Here is a 17,805-nt window from a genome sequence, read left to right as displayed (position 1 = left end):
TGGATATGTTTACCGGTGGACAAATCCATCACCGTATCACCGCCCCAACGGGTACTCCACACCATCTTCTCGACTTCTTCTTCGATAGATGAAGTAGTGGCCGAGTTACCGATATTGGCATTGATCTTGACTAGGAAGTTACGACCGATAATCATCGGCTCCGCTTCCGGGTGGTTGATATTGGCCGGAATAATCGCCCGGCCTTCAGCCACCTCTTTACGCACATATTCGGCAGTGATCTGATGATCCATGCCTTCAGGCAACTCGCCTTTCTGCGCCAATGCTTCACGGCCCATGCTTTCACGGATGGCGATATATTCCATTTCCGGCGTGATAACGCCCTGACGCGCGTAGTGCATCTGGCTGACGTTCTTACCCGGTTTGGCACGACGTGGCATACGGCGATGCGCAAACAACGGAATATCAAAATCCTGTTCGTCCTGCTCACGGGTATATTTCGAGCTGAACTCGCTCAGTTGTTCGGTATCATCGCGCGACTCAATCCAGCTCTGACGAATGGCTGGCAGACCGGCTTCAATATCAATGGTGGCATTAGGATCGGTATAAATACCGGAAGTGTCATACACCAAAACCGGATCATTCGGTATACCCGGCAGAGCAGAATCTCTGTTGGGTGTATCGGTCAACGCGATTTGACGAAAAGGCACGCGAATATCATCACGACTGCCGGTAACATAAATCTTGTCAGAACCTGGCAGTGGTTTAGTGGTGATACCGGTACGGTCTTTGAGGTCTATTACCTTGTTGTTTTGTGTGGACACGTCATTCCCCCTTGCTTGAAAAGTAGCCGGGGAAGATGAGGTTGTTGCGCGGATGCAAACAAGGTGGCGGATACGGATCTTGGGCCGATAAAACGGTCAGTGCATATATCCTGCTTGTTTCCTACGGAGGTACGAGCCTCTTCAGGTTCAACGGGTTTCATCTCAGCCCAGTCCGGAAAATTCCGGCGGGGCACCCCGACAAGTGACTGCCATGTTAATTCAAAAACGATTTTTTATACAAGTCTTATCTGGCACAATGCTATTTATATAACACTGTTAAACACTGACTCCATACCGATCATGACAGACACAAAAAAAGATAATACCGATGATGAAAAAGCACTGTTTCGGGCAGAAATGCGCGATACCAAACCTATTCGTCATGATCACCTGTTGCAGCAAAAACCCAAGCCCAAACCGGAAACCCGCCGCCAGCGGCCAACCGACCCGGAATTCAGTGGTGAAGCCTTCTCCGATATGTTTGTGCCGGACACCGTTGGCAATGAGGAATATCTTGAATATCGTGGCTCCGGCATCCAGCACAAACTATTTTCAAAACTGCGTAGTGGCAAAATCCATATCGAAGCTGAACTGGATTTGCACGGCATGACCCTCGCTGTTGCCGAACCCACCCTCGGCCAGTTTCTGGAAGCCTGCCAGCAGGAACATATCCGCTGTGTACGCATTATTCACGGTAAAGGATTGGGTTCCAGAGACAATAAACCGGTGTTGAAAAGCAAACTCAATTTCTGGCTACGTCAGAGTGAGATTGTGTTGGCGTTTTGCAGTGCCACTGTGGATGATGGTGGGACCGGGGCTTTGTATGTCTTACTGAAAAGGCAGTATCAGGAATAAATTAGCCTGTCATCTGAATTAACCTTTTCAGGGACAACTCAATGGACTCCTAACACCCTTTGCCCCTTGCTTGAGCACATGCGTATATATCTTTGTTGTTTTTACATCTGCATGTCCGCGAGTTGCTGCTGAACAGTTCGTATATCTGCACCTGATTGCAAGAGGTGTGTTGCTTATTATTAAACAGTATGAAATATTTTATCCAATGCAAGTAAGTTGAAATAGTACGGCGACTGGATCTGCCCGTCATCATAAAGGACTCAACAGATTGGAGAAAAGGAGACTTCGTCATGATTGCAGCCTCATCCTTGATACTGATAATCAACACAATAATCTTCAGGCCTTATTTGTCAACCAAGCAGTATTCAAGTTGGCCTTATAATTCTGAAACCTTCAACACAATGAAGAATAACCTTTTATTAATCAAAAATATTCACTCACACCCAATGTGGACATGAAGAATTATAAGGCGCCTCTTCGGGAGAGGCAGCGACTTATGATTTTCAGAGTCAATTGAAAATCATCTGCCGATTATTTTTTAATAATCTATAATATTCGTCTTCATAAAGATCGGCCCAGAAGGGCCTTTTTTTTGTCTGGAGTTTTGAGTTCATGCCCGACATCATCGTAATGTTCTTTCTGCTGGGATTGGTTGCCGGCGCTCTGCGATCTGATCTCGCCATTCCCCGGTCGGTCTACGATATTCTCAGCCTGCTGCTGATGCTGACCATCGGTCTGAAAGGCGGCATGGCCCTTCATGGCAACATGCACTGGGGGCTGGTAACCGAGGTACTGGCGATTGTTGCGCTGGGCTTTGCAATTCCCCTGATGCTGTTCCCGATCCTGCGTCACCTGGTGCGCCTGAATGTGGCGGATGCCGCCAGTTTCTGTGCCCATTATGGCTCCGTCAGTGCCGGTACATTTGCGGTGGCACTGGCCTGGGTGGAAGCCCGGGGTATGGCCACCGACGGCCAGGTCACGCTCTATCTGGTTCTGTTGGAATTACCGGCCATTCTGACGGGCCTGTGGTTGTATCGCAGATATACTCGAGACCAGCCCCCAGAGGCAGGCGAGGCCGCGCCCTTGTGGCAGGAAACCCTGACCAACCGTAGTGTGGTGCTGCTAGTGGGTGGTGTCATCATTGGTATGCTCTACGGCCCCGTTCAGGGCGAGGGTGTAACAGCGCCGTTGACCGGTGCTTTCTCTCTGGTGCTTTCTTTGTTCCTGCTGGAAATGGGCCTGGTGGCGGCAGAAACCCTCCGCAAGATCCAGCTCCGTCACTGGCGGGTGATTGCATTCGCGCTTTGCTTGCCACCGTTATTGTCCTTGCCGGGGCTGGTGGCTGGTCTGGGGCTGGGGCTGGAGCCTGGCACTATTGTCATCCTGGGCGCTTTAACCGCCAGTGCCTCTTATATTGCCGCACCCGTGGCAGTGCGACATGCTATTCCTCAGGCAGATATCGGGCTGGCCATGTTGGCCTCTCTCGGTGTGACTTTTCCATTTAACGTCTTGATTGGTATCGGGTTATATAGTTACTTGCTGGAGGTGCTGGCTGGGTAATTCGTTCAAGCGTTCAAGGGGCCCGTTCAAGGGGCCAGATCACTTGAAAGAAAAGTCAAGAGGATCTCATGCCCCATAAGTCACTCCCCTCCCCCTTGAAAAACAAGCGCCGGGTCTGAAGTCATAAACACATCCTCTGTCAGGCTGTCGACAAAATGGGCATTGACGATCATTTCTTCATATAGCCAGTAAAAAAGTCCGCCTTCAAAGACTTTATAGCGCCACTTGTATTTACATTGAATCCAGTTATTTTCTAAGGTCGTAATAAGTTTGGGCGGCAGCATGGAGTCTGGCTGGGCAATGTACTCGACGGTTTTCTTGTTCAGATCAAAGCAAAAGCGATCGATGATGAACTGGTTGTCATCAGTAAGTTCATAGCGAATTCGGTTACCCATCACATCATCGCCGTGTTGATCGAGCACGATTTGATGCTCGGAAAAATATTGCGCCGCGGGCGATGTGACCGGATAACGATCGGGTATCTGCTGCCGGGCCTTGATATGTTCTTCAGACCGTTGACCTTTATCCCACTGTTTAATCACTATTTGTATAACGAGAATACTCATAAAATTGATGTCAATTGGTCAGGTCGGAATCAAGGCTAATCAAGAGGTCAGCCCAAGTTGATTCTTAGGTGACCTGAGGTTTGGATAAGCAACACGCTCGCATGGTGAAATCATTTATTTCCGCAGAGTTGTTGTTCATGCTTCGACAGGCTCAGCACGAACGGAGCCCTATAGTACCGTTCGTTCTGAGCTCGTCGAAGAGCGAGTGCTTTATTGCTGAACTTTCAAAGCTTCTTATGCGCAGCTCAGGTTAAGTGATAAAAATGGAGTGATTATATTAACGCTTAAATCAGGGTAAAACTAGGTGACTTATACCGGTCAATTCAATTGTATTTTCTTAACGTGTCGAAAGGAATCATTTTGCAGGTGTCCGTATTCTGACTTGCCTCTTTAGTTACCATAAACCCGCGAGATTCAATGAGCCGAGTCATGTGTAACAAGGCTTTGTGCCTGAAGTCGGGCATAACTAGTCTGTGCTCTATCAAGGAGTTCGGTGTCAAGGTTAGTGCTGTCAATCGCATGAGGCGGCTTATCCTGCAACCGGGTATGTTGCTCAACCAGCTTGTTCGGTTCGCGCAGTTGAAGAAAGCCGGCCAATCGCTCCAGAGACATCGACGGTTCCCGACATAACAGGTCGTAATCGATGAAAGCGAGCCTATCGCTGTTTCGTTGGCACAGGTAGCTGTAGGCCGCAATCCAGTACTGCAGCCAAAAGTTGATGTCAGTGGCAGGCAACAGATCTTCGGCTTCCATCCAACCGTCGAAATTGACCGGACGAAGGTTCGCGCCGAAATCAAAGTGGCCTATCGCCGCCATATAATGACGGGCGAACGAATCCGCCTCGTGGATGGATAGAAAGTTTTGATGCTGACGCCAGAGAGACACAGCATGTTGCACGGGGTCACGAAATGGAACGAGAATTCGCGCCGTTGGCAACGCAGATAGCAGCCAGTCAATCCGGGCGATATTCAGGTTGTTCTTGGAAATATAACGCATCGGCGATACACCTTGTTCGCCGTTGCCTAGATATACGATTTTCCGCATATGGTTGCGAAAGAACGAGACAAAATCTGCAGATTCAGTTTGCTTCCATGGCTGGATCCGGTTTTTGTCGTACTGATCCTGCCAATGAGCGACCCAAAGCATTTCCTCAAATGCCTCGGGGCTGTCCTCATTGACCAGCATACCATCGCCGTGGGCGCGTTCCCGTAGCTCGCCCGTTGTTTGCATGGAACGCGTAAGCCACTGCCAAAGCAGCGGGGTATAGAGAAACGGCATATGCCGATAACTGTGAGTGGCAAACTCGCCGGTGGCCGCGCACAGTTCGAGTAACAACGTGGTGCCGGCACGGGGCAAAGCAGTAATGAATACCGCATTTTCTGCATGTTGGGGATCAGTTCGCTTGAGCGCCCAGCGGTCCTCCAGGTCAGCAACCGCCAATTGGGCTGGTGTGGTAGCAAACGCTAGATTGTGTAAAATGCGGGTGGTCGCCGAATAGCGATTTTCGAAGTTATCAGCCGACTGTTTTTTGCTGTGCTTAAGCCGCCACGACAACCACAGTACCAGGGTCGTCACCAGCGTAGCCCCGACCAGAAATTCCCATGTGGACGCAAACGCCAAGGTTGCAGTCAGGGACACAAAGCCGAGACCGTCAAGGCCCCAAAGAATAAGTACGGGGAAACCGGCAGCCGCCACGCCTCCACCGAGGAGAATGCCTAAAACCCCAATCAGTCTTAGTGCGTGCGAGCGCAGATTCCGCTCTTTCTCATCGTCGTCGATATCACGTCGGCTGATTTCAAACAACGATTCGCGCGACAGCGAAACGGCTTCACCCGCCCAACGTACCAGATTCAACAATTGGAATAATATGAGGAAGCCGGCAACGAGAAAAGACGCTCCCAACAACTCGCTCACACGATTCAGTCCTCTTGTTATGGTTCAGGATCGACGTTTTGCTGATTCTTACGCTCACGCAGCTTCTTGCGGAAGCGTTTGATCGGGTACCAGAGAAAACCGAAAAAGGTAACAACTATAACTGCTATCAGTGCCAGTATCGCACCAATGGCCGTCAGTCCCCCACCCGGTCCGATGTAGGCGTAGGCAGATTGAACTGGAATGGCCGCAAATGCAAAGACGAACAATACAAGCGAAAGGATTCTTTTCATAATGAGGCACCAACGTGTTTGGTTTATGAATACGCAACCGCCTTTTAATGACCTTCGGCAGACGAACTCTGTTCCGTCTCCGAGGAACGGATTTGTTCGAAAAACTCGCGAGAAAATCGCTTCGGCAGGCGTTGCGCATCTTCCACAAGGCCGACGACACCTTCAGCAACTATATTATAGTACTCCCAGACAATTTCACCGCTGGATGTAACTTCGAAAACTCTTCCGTTACGGGAATCAGCGATCAGCAGGTTTCCATTTTTCTGCCATTCATGCTTGCCCAGCAGAAAGGAAAAAAAAGGCTGCTCCGATGTGCCCTGGTAGGCCACGGACACCTCGCCGCCTGGCGCTTTGAGTAACAGGATGCGGCTTTGAACACCTGATTCGGCCGGTGCGGAATCGTTGTTGTCGTATACCGAGATCGTATTTCCATCAACAAAATCAGGATCATGTTGGCGCACAAAAGGCCCGATGGAGAGAAATTTCTTCTTTTTTGTTTTCAGATCAAAGACCAGAACGGTGTTGATGTTACGCAGTGAGACCATGATATCGCCGGGTTTAAAGAATCCAGGCGTCATATCCTCGGGAAACAGTTTCACGTCGTTCATATGCAGGGTATCGCCCTGCGACTCGGGGTGCAAACCGAGCGATGAAAGGTACAACAGACCGTGAAGCTCATTTTCTTGAAACAGCTTGAACAGTGAGATTTCACGCAGGACACGGCCCTCGCTTGGCTCCACTTCCAAAATCGTATATTCGTCAAACTGCGGCTTGTAATAGCTGAGCCAATCAAGCGGTGTCTTGTGCGTGATCATGCCCGGCACCCAGATATTCCCGTCCTCCGCCTGGTAGATTGAATGATGTGTCCTATAAGGGAGACGCCAGACGACTTGGCTTTGCGCATCGACGCGGACCATGCCGAGTTGGTCATAATTAAAGATAAGCCCGCCATCTTCCGTCAGCACCATGCCGTGAATATGGCTGCCGGGAGGTTCCTTGGGGGTGAGCTCGTCAGGAAGATGAGTGGCGTTGGGCCAGATATCAAACCAATCCAGCGACCAGCGATGGATAACCGTGCCATCCGCATCGATAACCTCGGCCAGCAGTTTGTCATCGCGACCTACCCGGCTGATTAATGTCAGGCCGGGAGCCATCGCCTCAGGATGAGGATTGACGATAGCCTCGCGCTGTTTGGTTTCGGAATATTGGAAAGGCAGTTTTTCCTGGGACTTCACTACAAACTTGCGGACACCGTCTTCAATGTAAGCGACGAACTTAGCTGGGAATAATTGCAAACGGTGGCTGTAATACCCGTAACCGTAGCCGATAATGATCAACGTGACGAGGAAGAGACTCTTGGCTATTTTGTCATTCATACTCATAGTGATTCAGAGTTGTGATGAAATAGACTGAACGCCAGAGAGACAACAGATCGGCAGCGCCTTCACACAAATATCTGCGGTTAGCCATTGACCCAGATATCGTCTACACAGGGTTTATTTGCCATCACACGCAAGCCCTCCCCATTAGGAACTCTTTTATAATAATTACTCTAAAAAAATCAATGATAACAATGAAGTGATTATATTGAACGCTTCAATCTAGAGTAATACCAAGTGACTTGTAACGGTCAATCCAGTTCTATTTTCTTAACGTGTCGAAAGGAATGATATTGCAGGTATCTGTATTCTGACCTGCCTCTTTTGCAGAGTTCCGGATGATCGCGGCGACGTCCAGGCTCTCCAACTGATAAACCTTATCCATTAACATCTCTGATATTGCCATACATGCTGCCAAAGGCGTTTTATGTTTCCGCCGTATCATGTCGATTCTAAACTGTAAGCCCTTGAGGATACGCAACTCTCTGTCATTACTGGCGCAGTTCTCTATTTCCTGCTTGAGTATGATTGCGCGTTTTTTTTCAAAGGCAGCTTCGTCTTGTTTGGCTAACTGGGCCCATTCATCGAAATTAAATTTCATGGGAGCTTCTCCCTATTCAGAGTTACCCAATCACATAAACAGTAGACAACAGCAATCACTTCTTGTTGCTGAACACTTCAGATATGAACTTCCGGCTGTCAAGGCACTACCGCCAGCGTGAGATTTCAGAATAAGCGATAAAGGGGTTGATTCTTGAATGATAACAAGGGAACTTTGTTAATGTATTGGCCATACTGCCCTGCAACCCAACCATGCCTCGGCATGACTGAACAGAACTTAAAGATTATCGATATGCGGAAATCCTTGCCTCAGACAAGTTACCTATCTCTATTCATATTATTGCTTCCCGCTTTTTCATCAACGCTCATTCCGCCTTGTTGGACACAAAAATAGTCTCCAGCAGTGGTGGACTGAAAGATAAACAGGCCCTAAAGAGTTTTATGAATAATATTTTTTCATCATTGCCATCAAACCTCGAAGATGAAGTCTTTGAGGATATTGTTAATGGCAAAAACATTCGGATAGAGCGAATTATCTCTCACGGCCATGCCTCACCAGAGCAAGGCTGGTACGACCAGGATGAAAATGAGTGGGTGATTGTGCTGAGCGGCTCAGGTTCGTTGCTGTTTGATAATGGTGACCAATTCGTACTCAGCAAAGGGGACTATATCAATATTCCAGCGCATACCCGCCATAAGGTGTTATCGACCGCCCCCGATGAGCCTACTATCTGGCTGGCTGTTTTTTACAGTTAATCAATAGCTTGAGGCCTTTTACAAATAAAACCGGCTGCAAAAGCAACCGGTTTTAAAAGCCTTAATCAAAGCTACATCGCTTCCGCTTCTTTAACCGCTTTATCAACTACACGTCCAAGGCCGCCTGATACATCTTGCGACTTGATCGTATCAAGGTTGGTCGGCTCACCGACAATAACGGCACCGCCCATACCGGCCCCGATATGCGGGGTACATTGATAGACATAAATACCCTCTTTTTCAAAGGTATGTGAGACGTCCTGACTCATCGGTGAGGTAAAAGCTTCCGTACCCTCAGGGATCAGCCCATCCATCATTTCAACGTTATGGGTGCTCATTTTGGTCCACTGGACAGTGTCACCCGGGGCAATTTTGATCACGAGCGGCTGAAACACCAGACCCACGGCAGTCACTGTATGTTCTGCTGCCATGGCCGTGTTCATAGTCATCAAACCAGCTAACAAGGTGCTTATCATTAGAGTTTTTGACTTAATCATAAGGCCTCCTGTTTTTGCAGATTGTGTCAATTGCGACAGTGATGCAGGTTAAAAGTGCGTTCTTTTTCAAAGAAATTATAAAAATCAATCAACTACACCCCATTTAGTCAGAAAAATCAATCAATTCCGTCGCCTTTGGTTGTGCCTCCCACGTGGATAAAATCAACAATATCCACTTGTGTGACGGCTATCATGCGTCATATCAGTATTACGCCTGGGGTTTCGAAACCCGTACGGTTTTCGCCCGCAACCTGTTTGGACTGGAACATATCTCGATTACCGGTATTCATTCGATATGCACGATTTTTGTGCAAAGCTGTACCTCCAGCCCGCCGCCATCAGCACATCAACAAATAAAAGTGGGTATTTTCATCTCAACATTAATGCTCTGCCTGTTTGGTACTTCAGAATTTACTACCACTGACGATAAACAGATATGCCGCATTTTCGACAACGTCCGTGCGGTTATAATTTGTTGCGACACCAAAAATAACAATAATGCGTTTATAAATAGGTATAGTTTTTGCTTATTTAAACGCCTCTGACAAAACCCGTGCTGAACACTAAAGGACTTAAAGTATGAGCTTAGCCGTTTCATTGATGAATAAATTATCCTACCCCAAGAAAATGGCGGTAATAGCAGTAATATTTCTGGTCCCACTGACCATTACCTTTCTGCTTCTGGTAGGCAGCCTGAGCACGGGCATTACAGCCGGCAAACAGGAACAAAAAGGCCTGCGTTATATCAACGAAGTTCGTCAGCTTTATCAGCACCTGCCCCAACATCGTGGCATGACTAACACTTACCGCAATGGCAATACTACCTTTGAAAGCAAAATCATGGCCAAACGGCAGGAAATTGCCGCCGATATTGCGGGCATTGACGCGGTCAATGCCGAACTGGGTGCCGAATTCAATACTGATGCTTTATGGGCAGACATAAAAAATGAATGGGCCCAAGTCGAAAAACGGGCTTTTTCCGCCCCCAGTAAACAGGTGTTTCAGGAACATACCCAGTTGATCGCCAAAGTTTATGCACTATTTGAGCGCATCAGTAACAAATCGGGGCTTATTCTGGATCCATCCCTCAACACGACTTTTATTATTGAAGCTTTAGTTTACAAAATACCCCATGTCACCGAAAACTTGGGCCAGGCGCGCGGACTTGGTTCAGGATTGGCCGCCAAGCATGATATTGATATCACGGAGCGTGTTCAGCTAGGCTCATTGTTGGGCCGGATTGAAAACGATTTTGATGCGGCTAATGAAGCGCTTTCCTTTTCTTTGCAAGAGAATGAGGGCCTGAACGAAAAACTGAGTAAATATATTGATAACAGTGTTACAGCACATGACGCATTCTCCACCATTATCAACCGGGACATCCTGTTAAGTGATTACATTCAGGCTGATGCGGCCAAGGTGTTCGATCTGGGCACTCAGGCCATCGCGGCCAATTATCAGTTATTCGACACACTGGTTCCCGTACTTGATGAACTGCTGCAAAACCGTATCGACGATCTCAGATCTCAACGCATGCTGCTGATCCTTATTATCATCGCCGCTTTATCAGTGTCACTATATCTGTTTGCCGGCTTCTATCGCGCTACCATTAACGTTATTCAGCGTCTGGTCAAAGCGACTGACCAGATTGCTGATGGCGATTTAACCATAGAAGTCGAAGTTGAAGCCCAGGATGAAACCCGCCAGATCGTTGATGCCTTGAATAAAATGACCAAACACCTGAACAAGGTCGTGCATCAGTTACGTAATAATGCATCTCTGCTGGCGACCGCCTCGGAGGAACTGTCCTCCACGACGACCCAAGCCAAAACCAATTCGTTGGAACAGCGATCGCAGTCCGAACAAATCGCCACCGCGATGAATGAAATGTCCAGTACCGTCAAGGAGATAGCCAGAAATGCAGAATTGCTGGCTGCGGAGGTAAAAAATGCCAATACCGACAGCCAGTCGGGACAGGCCGTTATTAATGACACTATCCGCTCAATCAATAAACTTGCTGAAGGTGTCGGTAACGCGGCGAATGTGATACAGGAGCTGACCCAGAGCAGTAATGAAATCGGTTCCGTGCTCACGGTTATCAAAGGCGTTGCAGAGCAGACCAACCTGCTGGCGTTGAATGCCGCTATCGAAGCCGCCCGGGCAGGTGAACACGGACGTGGTTTTGCTGTCGTCGCTGATGAAGTTCGTACCTTGGCCACACGCACCCAGGACTCGGCAGAACAGATTCAGGTCATGGTTGATAATCTGCAACAAAATACCCGGCAGGCCGCAGCGGTGATGGCAGAAGAAAGAGAAAATGCGCAGAACATGTCGCACTATACCAAGTCCGCTACGCAGTCAATGCAGAATATTGTCAATTCAATGACACAGATTGCTGATATGAGTACTCATGTTGCGAGCGCAGCGGAAGAGCAAGGCCTGGTTTCAGAGGAAATCAACCGTAATGTCACCTATGTTTCTGATCTGTCATCGGAAAACCTTAACGGCAGCGAGCAAATTTCTATCGCAAGTCATGAACTCGCCAAGTTGGCGTCTGATCTCGATATCATCGTACAGCGATTTAAAGTCTGATAAAAAAAGGGACACTCGTTGTCCCTTTTTTATGACTCCGTGGCTGATAGCTGAACTTGATATCTGCGGCTGCGCACTAATCCGTTTAAGCTGGATTCACCACCGCAGGCATCAACCCTGGAACTGATTGCCACCGCGTCGTTTTGCGAAATACATCGCTTCGTCCGCATAGAGAAGAAGCTGCTGTTCGCTGTCGCCATTAGCAGGAAACAGCGCTATACCGATGCTTGCAGACATATCAATAACATTACCGTCTAATTCAAACGGCTGACTCAGTTCGGTACGGATCTTCTCCGCGACAACCAGAGCAGTTTGCTGCTTGGCAATTCTGTCTAGCAGAATCACAAACTCATCCCCGCCGAAACGCACCACCGTATCCGATTCCCGGACACAAAGTGAAATGCGTCTGGCAGCCTCCTGCAACAACTTGTCACCGACAGCATGTCCCAGCGTATCGTTGACCTGTTTGAACTTATCCAGATCCAGATAAAACAACGCCAGTTGTTGCTGTTGCCGCCGTGCCCTGGCTAATGCCTGTTGCACACGGTCATGGAACAATTCGCGATTGGGCAGCCCGGTCAACTGGTCATAAAGCGCCAGATGCTGCAGGCGATCCAGCATGAGTTTACGTTCAATAGCTGCAGCAATCTGGGTTGAAACAAATTCCAGAAGTTCCTGATCATTGAACGTGTACAGTTGATCCGGTTCGTAGGTCTGCACCATCAACGCACCGATAATGCCGTTCTGGGATTTGAGTGGCACACCCAGCCAGTTTGGTGAAGAATCAACGCTTGCCGCGCCCGGTATCAATCGCGTTTTACCGTTATGAATCACGTCAGCACACAGTGCCGTAGCATCGAATTGCTGCATTGCCGCATCTGTGGTCGATTCAAGCGTTTTGTAGGGAAAACTGACTGTGCCGGATTTCGGCTCGTAGAGGGCGATGGCAAACTGTTTTGCAGGCATCAAATCCGCGACAATCTGATGAATACGCTGGTACAGAGAAAGCAGGCTTTCTTCTGTATGTGCCGCCTCGGAAATATCAAACAACGCTACCTGCATTGCTTCCGCACGTTTACTTTTGCTGATATCGCGGGCGACCGCAACCCGCATCTTGTCGGCTTCCGACCAGCGTGCAGACCAGAGAAGATGTACTACCTTGCCGTCTTTACGCAGATAACGGTTTTCAAAATCAACCTTCAGCACACCTGCCATGATTTCTTCGACCGTCTGCAGCGTTTTCTGCCGATCGTCGGGATGAACCATTTCAATCATTGGCTGGCCAATCATCTCTGCCGGTGTGTAACCGAAAATCCGCTCGGCGCCGGCACTGACAAACATAAAGCGGCCTTCCTTGTCGACAACGCAAATCGCATCGAGCAGTAAGTCGATGTAATTGCTGAGCGAAGCGAAGGTATTTTTATCCATGGGAGCCTGATATTTTAAGTTCAATCAGCTTAAACACTGAGGGGATCCCCACGAATTTCAAATATTTTCTCATCTGGATGCCACGGTCCTCCGTGGCATCCAGGCCAGAGTTTTACCCTAAACCGGGAGCACACCTGCCAGAGGAAAAAAAATATAATTCGCTCACCTTTCGATGAATCCCAAGGTGAGCGGCTTTAATTTATTAACCTACCCAACGTCTGGCATTGTGGAACAAACGCATCCACGGACCATCTTTACCCCAGTTATCAGGGTGCCATGAATGTTGCACCGTACGCGTTACACGCTCGGGATGCGGCATCATAATGGTGACACGGCCATCTGCCGTTGTCAGCGCGGTAATACCTGCAACCGAACCATTCGGGTTAAACGGATAAGCTTCTGTCACTTTGCCGTAGTTGTCGACATATCGCATCGCCACAATCGCATCAGTCTGAGAGCCGGTCTCAGAGAAATCGACACGGCCTTCACCATGTGCCACCGCGATCGGCATTGTCGAACCGGCCATACCTTTCAGCAATACTGACGGTGAATCAACAATTTCGACCAATGAGAAACGGGCTTCAAACTGTTCCGACAGATTGCGTGAGAAACGCGGCCAGGGCTCACTGCCCGGAATCAGTTCTTTCAGCTGCGACAGCATCTGACAGCCGTTACAGACACCTAAGGCAAAGGTATCTTCGCGCTGGAAGAAGTCGGCAAACTGCTGACGGGCACGGCCATTGTGCAAAATGGTGCTGGCCCAGCCGCGACCGGCCCCCAATACGTCACCGTAAGAGAAACCGCCACAGGCGACCAGACCACGGAAGCCAGCCAAATCAACGCGGCCTTCGAGAATATCGCTCATATGCACATCGATAGCACAGAAACCGGCGTGATCAAATGATGCAGCCATTTCCATCTGCCCGTTAACACCTTGTTCACGCAGGATGGCGACCTTAGGGCGGTTACCACTGACAATAAACGGTGCTGCCACATTTTCAGCCGCATCGAAACTCAGTTTGGCAAATAGACCGGGATCTTTGTCATCCAGCAAGGCATCAAATTCCTGCCTGGCGCAGTCAGGGTTATCACGCAAAGCCTGCATCCGGTAGCTGGTTTCCGCCCAGAACCGTTGCAAGGTCACCCGCGACTGATCGACCACCAATTCGCCATCGACCTTAATGCGGATACGCTGCTGGTCATTGAGCGTACCGATAACGTGTGAAATGCCGGCCAGATCATGTTCCCTCAGTACAGACAACACATCTTCCACATCGCTATGACGCACTTGAATCACGGCGCCCAGTTCTTCGTTGAACAAAACCGGCAGCGTTTTACCCAGACCGTCGAATTCAATGTCCACACCGCAATGACCGGCAAAGGACATTTCCGCCAGCGTCACCACCAGACCGCCATCACCACGATCATGGTAAGCAAGGATCAGATCGTCCTGTTTCAATTGCTGAATGGCATTAAAAAACTGTTTGAGCATGACGGCTTTATCCAGATCCGGTCCTTTGCGGCCGACCTGGTTGAATACTTGTGCCAGCGCGGACGCACCCAGCCGGTTTTGACCATGACCCAAATCGATATAAATCAGATCGGTATCACCCTTGTCAGTGCGCAGTTGCGGCGTGCTGGTTTTCATTGCATCGGTAACTGGCGTAAAAGCACTGATGATCAAAGACAAAGGTGAGATGACGGCTTTGGTCTCGCCCTTCTCATCCCAGACGGTTTTCATCGACAGTGAATCTTTACCGACCGGAATAGCAATATCCAGTTCCGGACACAGCTCCATGCCGACCGCTTTTACCGTGTCATACAACAAGGCGTCTTCACCCGGATGACTACAGGCTGCCATCCAGTTGGCCGACAGTTTGATATCACTGAGTTTTTCAATCCTGGCCGCGGCAATATTGGTAATCGCCTCACCGACGGCCATACGGCCTGATGCCGGTGCATTAATCACCGCCAGCGGGGCACGCTCCCCCATAGCCATGGCTTCACCCAGGTAATCATGATAATCAGCCAAAGTGACGGCACAATCGGCAACCGGCACCTGCCATGGGCCTACCATTTGATCACGGGCCACCAGGCCGGTGACACTGCGGTCACCAATGGTGATCAGGAAGTTTTTGCTGGCCACGGTGGGTAGCTTCAGCACCCTCTCCAAGGCATGTTCAGCTGCAATACCGGTGAAGTCGAGTTCAGGATACTGTTTGTTTTGATGGGTTACATTACGCAGCATTTTAGGCGGTTTACCTAATAGCAGAGACAACGGCATATCAATCGGCAAGGTTTCATTGTCGGCATCGCCCAGCAATAAATGCTCTTCTTCGGTAGTTTCACCGACAATGGCCCAAGGACAACGTTCACGCTCACAAATCGCCTGAAATTCATCAACGCGGTCCGGATGAATACCCAGCACATAACGTTCCTGAGACTCGTTACACCAGATTTCCATCGGTGACATGCTGGATTCGTCGTTAGGAATCACCCGCAACTCAAAACGTCCGCCACGGCCGCTGTCATCAACCAGTTCAGGGAAAGCATTGGACAGGCCACCGGCACCGACATCGTGAATGGCAATAATCGGATTGTCCTCGCCCAAGGCGACGCAACGGTCAATCACCTCCTGACAACGGCGTTCCATTTCCGGATTACCACGTTGCACAGAAGCAAAGTCCAGACCTTCGTCACTGGTGCCTGACGTGACAGATGAAGCCGCACCGCCGCCAAGGCCAATCAGCATCGCCGGGCCGCCCAACACAATCAGTTGCATGCCCGGATCCATAATGCCTTTTTTCACATGCTGCGGACGAATCGACCCCATGCCACCCGCGACCATGATCGGTTTGTGATAACCGCGCACTTCAAAACCGTCTTTACTGGGGATATGAACTTCATAAGTACGGAAATAACCGCACAGATTAGGGCGGCCAAACTCGTTATTAAATGCCGCGCCCCCCAATGGGCCATCAATCATGATTTCACGTGCGGATGCCATACGTGCCGGCTTGCCGTAAGGGGTTTCCCAGGGTTGTTCAAAACCGGGGATTTCCAGGTTGGATACGGAGAATCCGGTCAGACCGGCTTTGGGTTTGGAGCCACGACCGGTAGCCCCTTCATCACGAATTTCACCGCCCGCCCCTGTTGCAGCACCGGGAAAGGGCGAAATAGCCGTCGGGTGGTTATGGGTTTCCACCTTCATCAGGATGTGTTGCACTTCGCCTTCATAGTGATACTGGCCTGTGGCCATATCCACCTGAAAACGGTGGCTGCGCAACCCTTCAATCACCGATGAGTTATCACTGTATGCCGTTACCACACCTTCCGGATTTTTATCATGGGTGTTGCGGATCATGTTAAACAACGTATGCGGCTGGGTTTCGCCGTCAATGATCCAGTCAGCACGGAAAATTTTATGGCGGCAATGTTCGGAGTTTGCCTGCGCAAACATCATCAGTTCAATGTCATTGGGGTTGCGAGCCAGCATGGTGAAATTATCAAACAGATAATCAACTTCATCTTCCGCCAGCGCCAGCCCCATATTCTTATTCGCGGCCACCAACGCTTCACGGCCGCCATTGAGAATATCCACTGACACCAGCGGGCGCGATGCGCCATGCATAAACAAACGATCAGCGTCATCCACTGTTTCGAATACGGACTCGATCATTCTGTCGTGCAGATGTCTGGCGATGTGCTGCCTCTGAGAAGCGTTCAGTTCTTCACTGCTTTTGACAAAAAAGGCTACGCCACGCTCGATGCGCTCGACATTTTTCACACCACTGTTAACAGTGATATCGGTAGCTTTGCTTGACCAGGGAGAAATCGTACCGGGACGCGGCGTCACCAGGAAAAAGGCTTCGCCAGCCATCGCTTCGCTGTCGCCTGATTGCGCTTCCAGCAATGTTTCGACTATATTCTGTTCTGCAGCGGGTAGTCTGCACTCACCATCAATCTCGACAAAATAACGGTATTCAGTTCTGATAGCTGATACGGTTGCTACTTCAGCCTGAATCGCGCTGAGTAATTTCTCCAGACGGAAAGCAGAAAAAGCCTGACGGCCAATCAATTGCAGCATGCGGATCCCAATTCAGATAAATTAAAGCGATAATGATACTTTAACTGGTAATGAAACTCATAATTTATGAGTCTATGGACCCGGCTTTAATGCCCAAATAAATTACACCAAAATCAGGTTAATAATGACTGAATCTTATCCCCGTCCCGGCTTGTTCCGCCAGCTGATGGTCATGCTCTATGACCTACTGTTGTTACTGTCCGCTTTATTCCTGGCAACTGTTATCCCCGTTGTTATCAATGGCGGGCAGGCTATCGGCGCAAGTAATCCACTGTTTCTGTTTTATCTGCTGATGGTGAGCTTGTTTTTTTATGGCTGGTTCTGGACGCACGGCGGTCAGACGCTGGGTATGCGCGCCTGGAAAGTTTATCTGATTGGTCAGCAACAGCGTGAAGTCACCTGGAAACAAGCCAGTCTGCGATTTGCCGCCGCACTGGTTTCATGGCTTTGCCTGGGCCTTGGTTTCTGGTGGCAATGGCTGGGGAAAGACAAACAAAGCTGGCCCGATATGATTTCACAAACACAATTAATCGTCGTCAAAAACAAAAGCAAATAATCAGGTCTAAATCGTTCCCAC

At 49.3% G+C, this 17,805-nt stretch carries 14 protein-coding genes and 1 riboswitch; of the genes, 5 read left to right on the top strand and 9 right to left on the bottom strand.

All coding sequences use genetic code 11. The annotated features are described in order from the left end of the window. A partial coding sequence (locus OMP95_RS07640; protein ID WP_323135120.1) for a phosphomethylpyrimidine synthase ThiC occupies window positions 1-782 on the bottom strand: 782 nt, incomplete at its 3' end. Window positions 783-883: 101 nt separating this feature from the next. Continuing rightward, window positions 884-990, bottom strand: a riboswitch (TPP riboswitch). 92 nt (window positions 991-1,082) lie between these two features. On the opposite strand from OMP95_RS07640, the gene OMP95_RS07635 reads away from it, so the two are divergent. Beyond that, window positions 1,083-1,637: a Smr/MutS family protein gene (locus OMP95_RS07635; protein WP_266327585.1), complete on the top strand. Its 555-nt coding sequence runs from the start codon at window positions 1,083-1,085 to the stop codon at window positions 1,635-1,637. A gap of 612 nt (window positions 1,638-2,249) precedes the next feature. Then, window positions 2,250-3,197, top strand: coding sequence for a sodium-dependent bicarbonate transport family permease (locus OMP95_RS07625; protein ID WP_266327583.1), 948 nt, complete (start codon window positions 2,250-2,252; stop codon window positions 3,195-3,197). A gap of 80 nt (window positions 3,198-3,277) precedes the next feature. Here OMP95_RS07625 and OMP95_RS07620 read toward each other — a convergent pair whose 3' ends face one another. The 5 genes from OMP95_RS07620 to OMP95_RS07600 form a co-directional block, all read right to left on the bottom strand. Then, the gene (locus OMP95_RS07620) at window positions 3,278-3,763 is read right to left on the bottom strand and encodes a hypothetical protein (RefSeq protein ID WP_266327581.1); all 486 of its coding nucleotides are present in this window, start codon (window positions 3,761-3,763) and stop codon (window positions 3,278-3,280) included. Window positions 3,764-4,177: 414 nt separating this feature from the next. Next, on the bottom strand, window positions 4,178-5,617 hold the full coding sequence (locus OMP95_RS07615; RefSeq protein WP_266327579.1) for a sulfotransferase: 1,440 nt from the start codon (window positions 5,615-5,617) through the stop codon (window positions 4,178-4,180). Window positions 5,618-5,694: 77 nt separating this feature from the next. Then, the gene (locus tag OMP95_RS07610) at window positions 5,695-5,928 is read right to left on the bottom strand and encodes a hypothetical protein (protein ID WP_266327577.1); all 234 of its coding nucleotides are present in this window, start codon (window positions 5,926-5,928) and stop codon (window positions 5,695-5,697) included. A 44-nt stretch (window positions 5,929-5,972) separates the two neighbouring features. Then, window positions 5,973-7,304 (bottom strand): arylsulfotransferase family protein, encoded by a 1,332-nt coding sequence (locus tag OMP95_RS07605; protein ID WP_266327575.1) that lies wholly within the window; start codon window positions 7,302-7,304, stop codon window positions 5,973-5,975. 265 nt (window positions 7,305-7,569) lie between these two features. Further along, on the bottom strand, window positions 7,570-7,908 hold the full coding sequence (locus OMP95_RS07600; RefSeq protein WP_266327573.1) for a DUF3135 domain-containing protein: 339 nt from the start codon (window positions 7,906-7,908) through the stop codon (window positions 7,570-7,572). Window positions 7,909-8,309: 401 nt separating this feature from the next. On the opposite strand from OMP95_RS07600, the gene OMP95_RS07595 reads away from it, so the two are divergent. Then, the gene (locus OMP95_RS07595) at window positions 8,310-8,624 is read left to right on the top strand and encodes a cupin domain-containing protein (RefSeq protein WP_266327571.1); all 315 of its coding nucleotides are present in this window, start codon (window positions 8,310-8,312) and stop codon (window positions 8,622-8,624) included. 71 nt (window positions 8,625-8,695) lie between these two features. On the opposite strand, the gene OMP95_RS07590 is transcribed toward OMP95_RS07595, so the two are convergent. Beyond that, window positions 8,696-9,121: a plastocyanin/azurin family copper-binding protein gene (locus OMP95_RS07590; RefSeq protein ID WP_266327569.1), complete on the bottom strand. Its 426-nt coding sequence runs from the start codon at window positions 9,119-9,121 to the stop codon at window positions 8,696-8,698. Between the two features lie 579 nt (window positions 9,122-9,700). Between OMP95_RS07590 and OMP95_RS07585 the strand changes: the two genes are divergently transcribed. After that, window positions 9,701-11,713 (top strand): methyl-accepting chemotaxis protein, encoded by a 2,013-nt coding sequence (locus OMP95_RS07585; protein WP_266327567.1) that lies wholly within the window; start codon window positions 9,701-9,703, stop codon window positions 11,711-11,713. Window positions 11,714-11,824: 111 nt separating this feature from the next. Here OMP95_RS07585 and OMP95_RS07580 read toward each other — a convergent pair whose 3' ends face one another. Continuing rightward, entirely contained in the window at window positions 11,825-13,141 is a 1,317-nt protein-coding gene (locus OMP95_RS07580) for a GGDEF domain-containing protein (RefSeq protein WP_266327565.1), read from the bottom strand. Window positions 13,142-13,343: 202 nt separating this feature from the next. Further along, entirely contained in the window at window positions 13,344-17,228 is a 3,885-nt protein-coding gene (gene purL / locus OMP95_RS07575; RefSeq protein ID WP_266327563.1) for a phosphoribosylformylglycinamidine synthase, read from the bottom strand. Between the two features lie 124 nt (window positions 17,229-17,352). Here purL and OMP95_RS07570 point away from each other — a divergent pair, with 124 nt between their 5' ends. Continuing rightward, complete coding sequence (locus tag OMP95_RS07570) at window positions 17,353-17,784, top strand: RDD family protein (protein WP_266327561.1); 432 nt, start codon at window positions 17,353-17,355, stop codon at window positions 17,782-17,784. Window positions 17,785-17,805 lie beyond the last annotated feature (21 nt).

This window comes from Methylophaga sp. OBS4, from assembly GCF_026319305.1.
GTDB lineage: Bacteria > Pseudomonadota > Gammaproteobacteria > Nitrosococcales > Methylophagaceae > Methylophaga.
The sequence above is the reverse complement of the archived record's forward strand: the minus strand, read 5'-3'. Positions and strand labels throughout refer to the sequence as shown.

What these genes read in the sequence shown, in the direction of transcription:
- OMP95_RS07635 (WP_266327585.1), top strand. Translation starts at nt 1,083, where the DNA reads ATGACAGACACAAAAAAAGATAATACCGATGATGAAAAAGCACTGTTT.
- OMP95_RS07625 (WP_266327583.1), top strand. Translation starts at nt 2,250, where the DNA reads ATGCCCGACATCATCGTAATGTTCTTTCTGCTGGGATTGGTTGCCGGC.
- OMP95_RS07620 (WP_266327581.1), bottom strand. Translation starts at nt 3,763, where the DNA reads ATGAGTATTCTCGTTATACAAATAGTGATTAAACAGTGGGATAAAGGT.
- OMP95_RS07610 (WP_266327577.1), bottom strand. Translation starts at nt 5,928, where the DNA reads ATGAAAAGAATCCTTTCGCTTGTATTGTTCGTCTTTGCATTTGCGGCC.
- OMP95_RS07605 (WP_266327575.1), bottom strand. Translation starts at nt 7,304, where the DNA reads ATGAATGACAAAATAGCCAAGAGTCTCTTCCTCGTCACGTTGATCATT.
- OMP95_RS07600 (WP_266327573.1), bottom strand. Translation starts at nt 7,908, where the DNA reads ATGAAATTTAATTTCGATGAATGGGCCCAGTTAGCCAAACAAGACGAA.
- OMP95_RS07595 (WP_266327571.1), top strand. Translation starts at nt 8,310, where the DNA reads ATGAATAATATTTTTTCATCATTGCCATCAAACCTCGAAGATGAAGTC.
- OMP95_RS07590 (WP_266327569.1), bottom strand. Translation starts at nt 9,121, where the DNA reads ATGATTAAGTCAAAAACTCTAATGATAAGCACCTTGTTAGCTGGTTTG.
- OMP95_RS07585 (WP_266327567.1), top strand. Translation starts at nt 9,701, where the DNA reads ATGAGCTTAGCCGTTTCATTGATGAATAAATTATCCTACCCCAAGAAA.
- OMP95_RS07580 (WP_266327565.1), bottom strand. Translation starts at nt 13,141, where the DNA reads ATGGATAAAAATACCTTCGCTTCGCTCAGCAATTACATCGACTTACTG.
- purL (WP_266327563.1), bottom strand. Translation starts at nt 17,228, where the DNA reads ATGCTGCAATTGATTGGCCGTCAGGCTTTTTCTGCTTTCCGTCTGGAG.
- OMP95_RS07570 (WP_266327561.1), top strand. Translation starts at nt 17,353, where the DNA reads ATGACTGAATCTTATCCCCGTCCCGGCTTGTTCCGCCAGCTGATGGTC.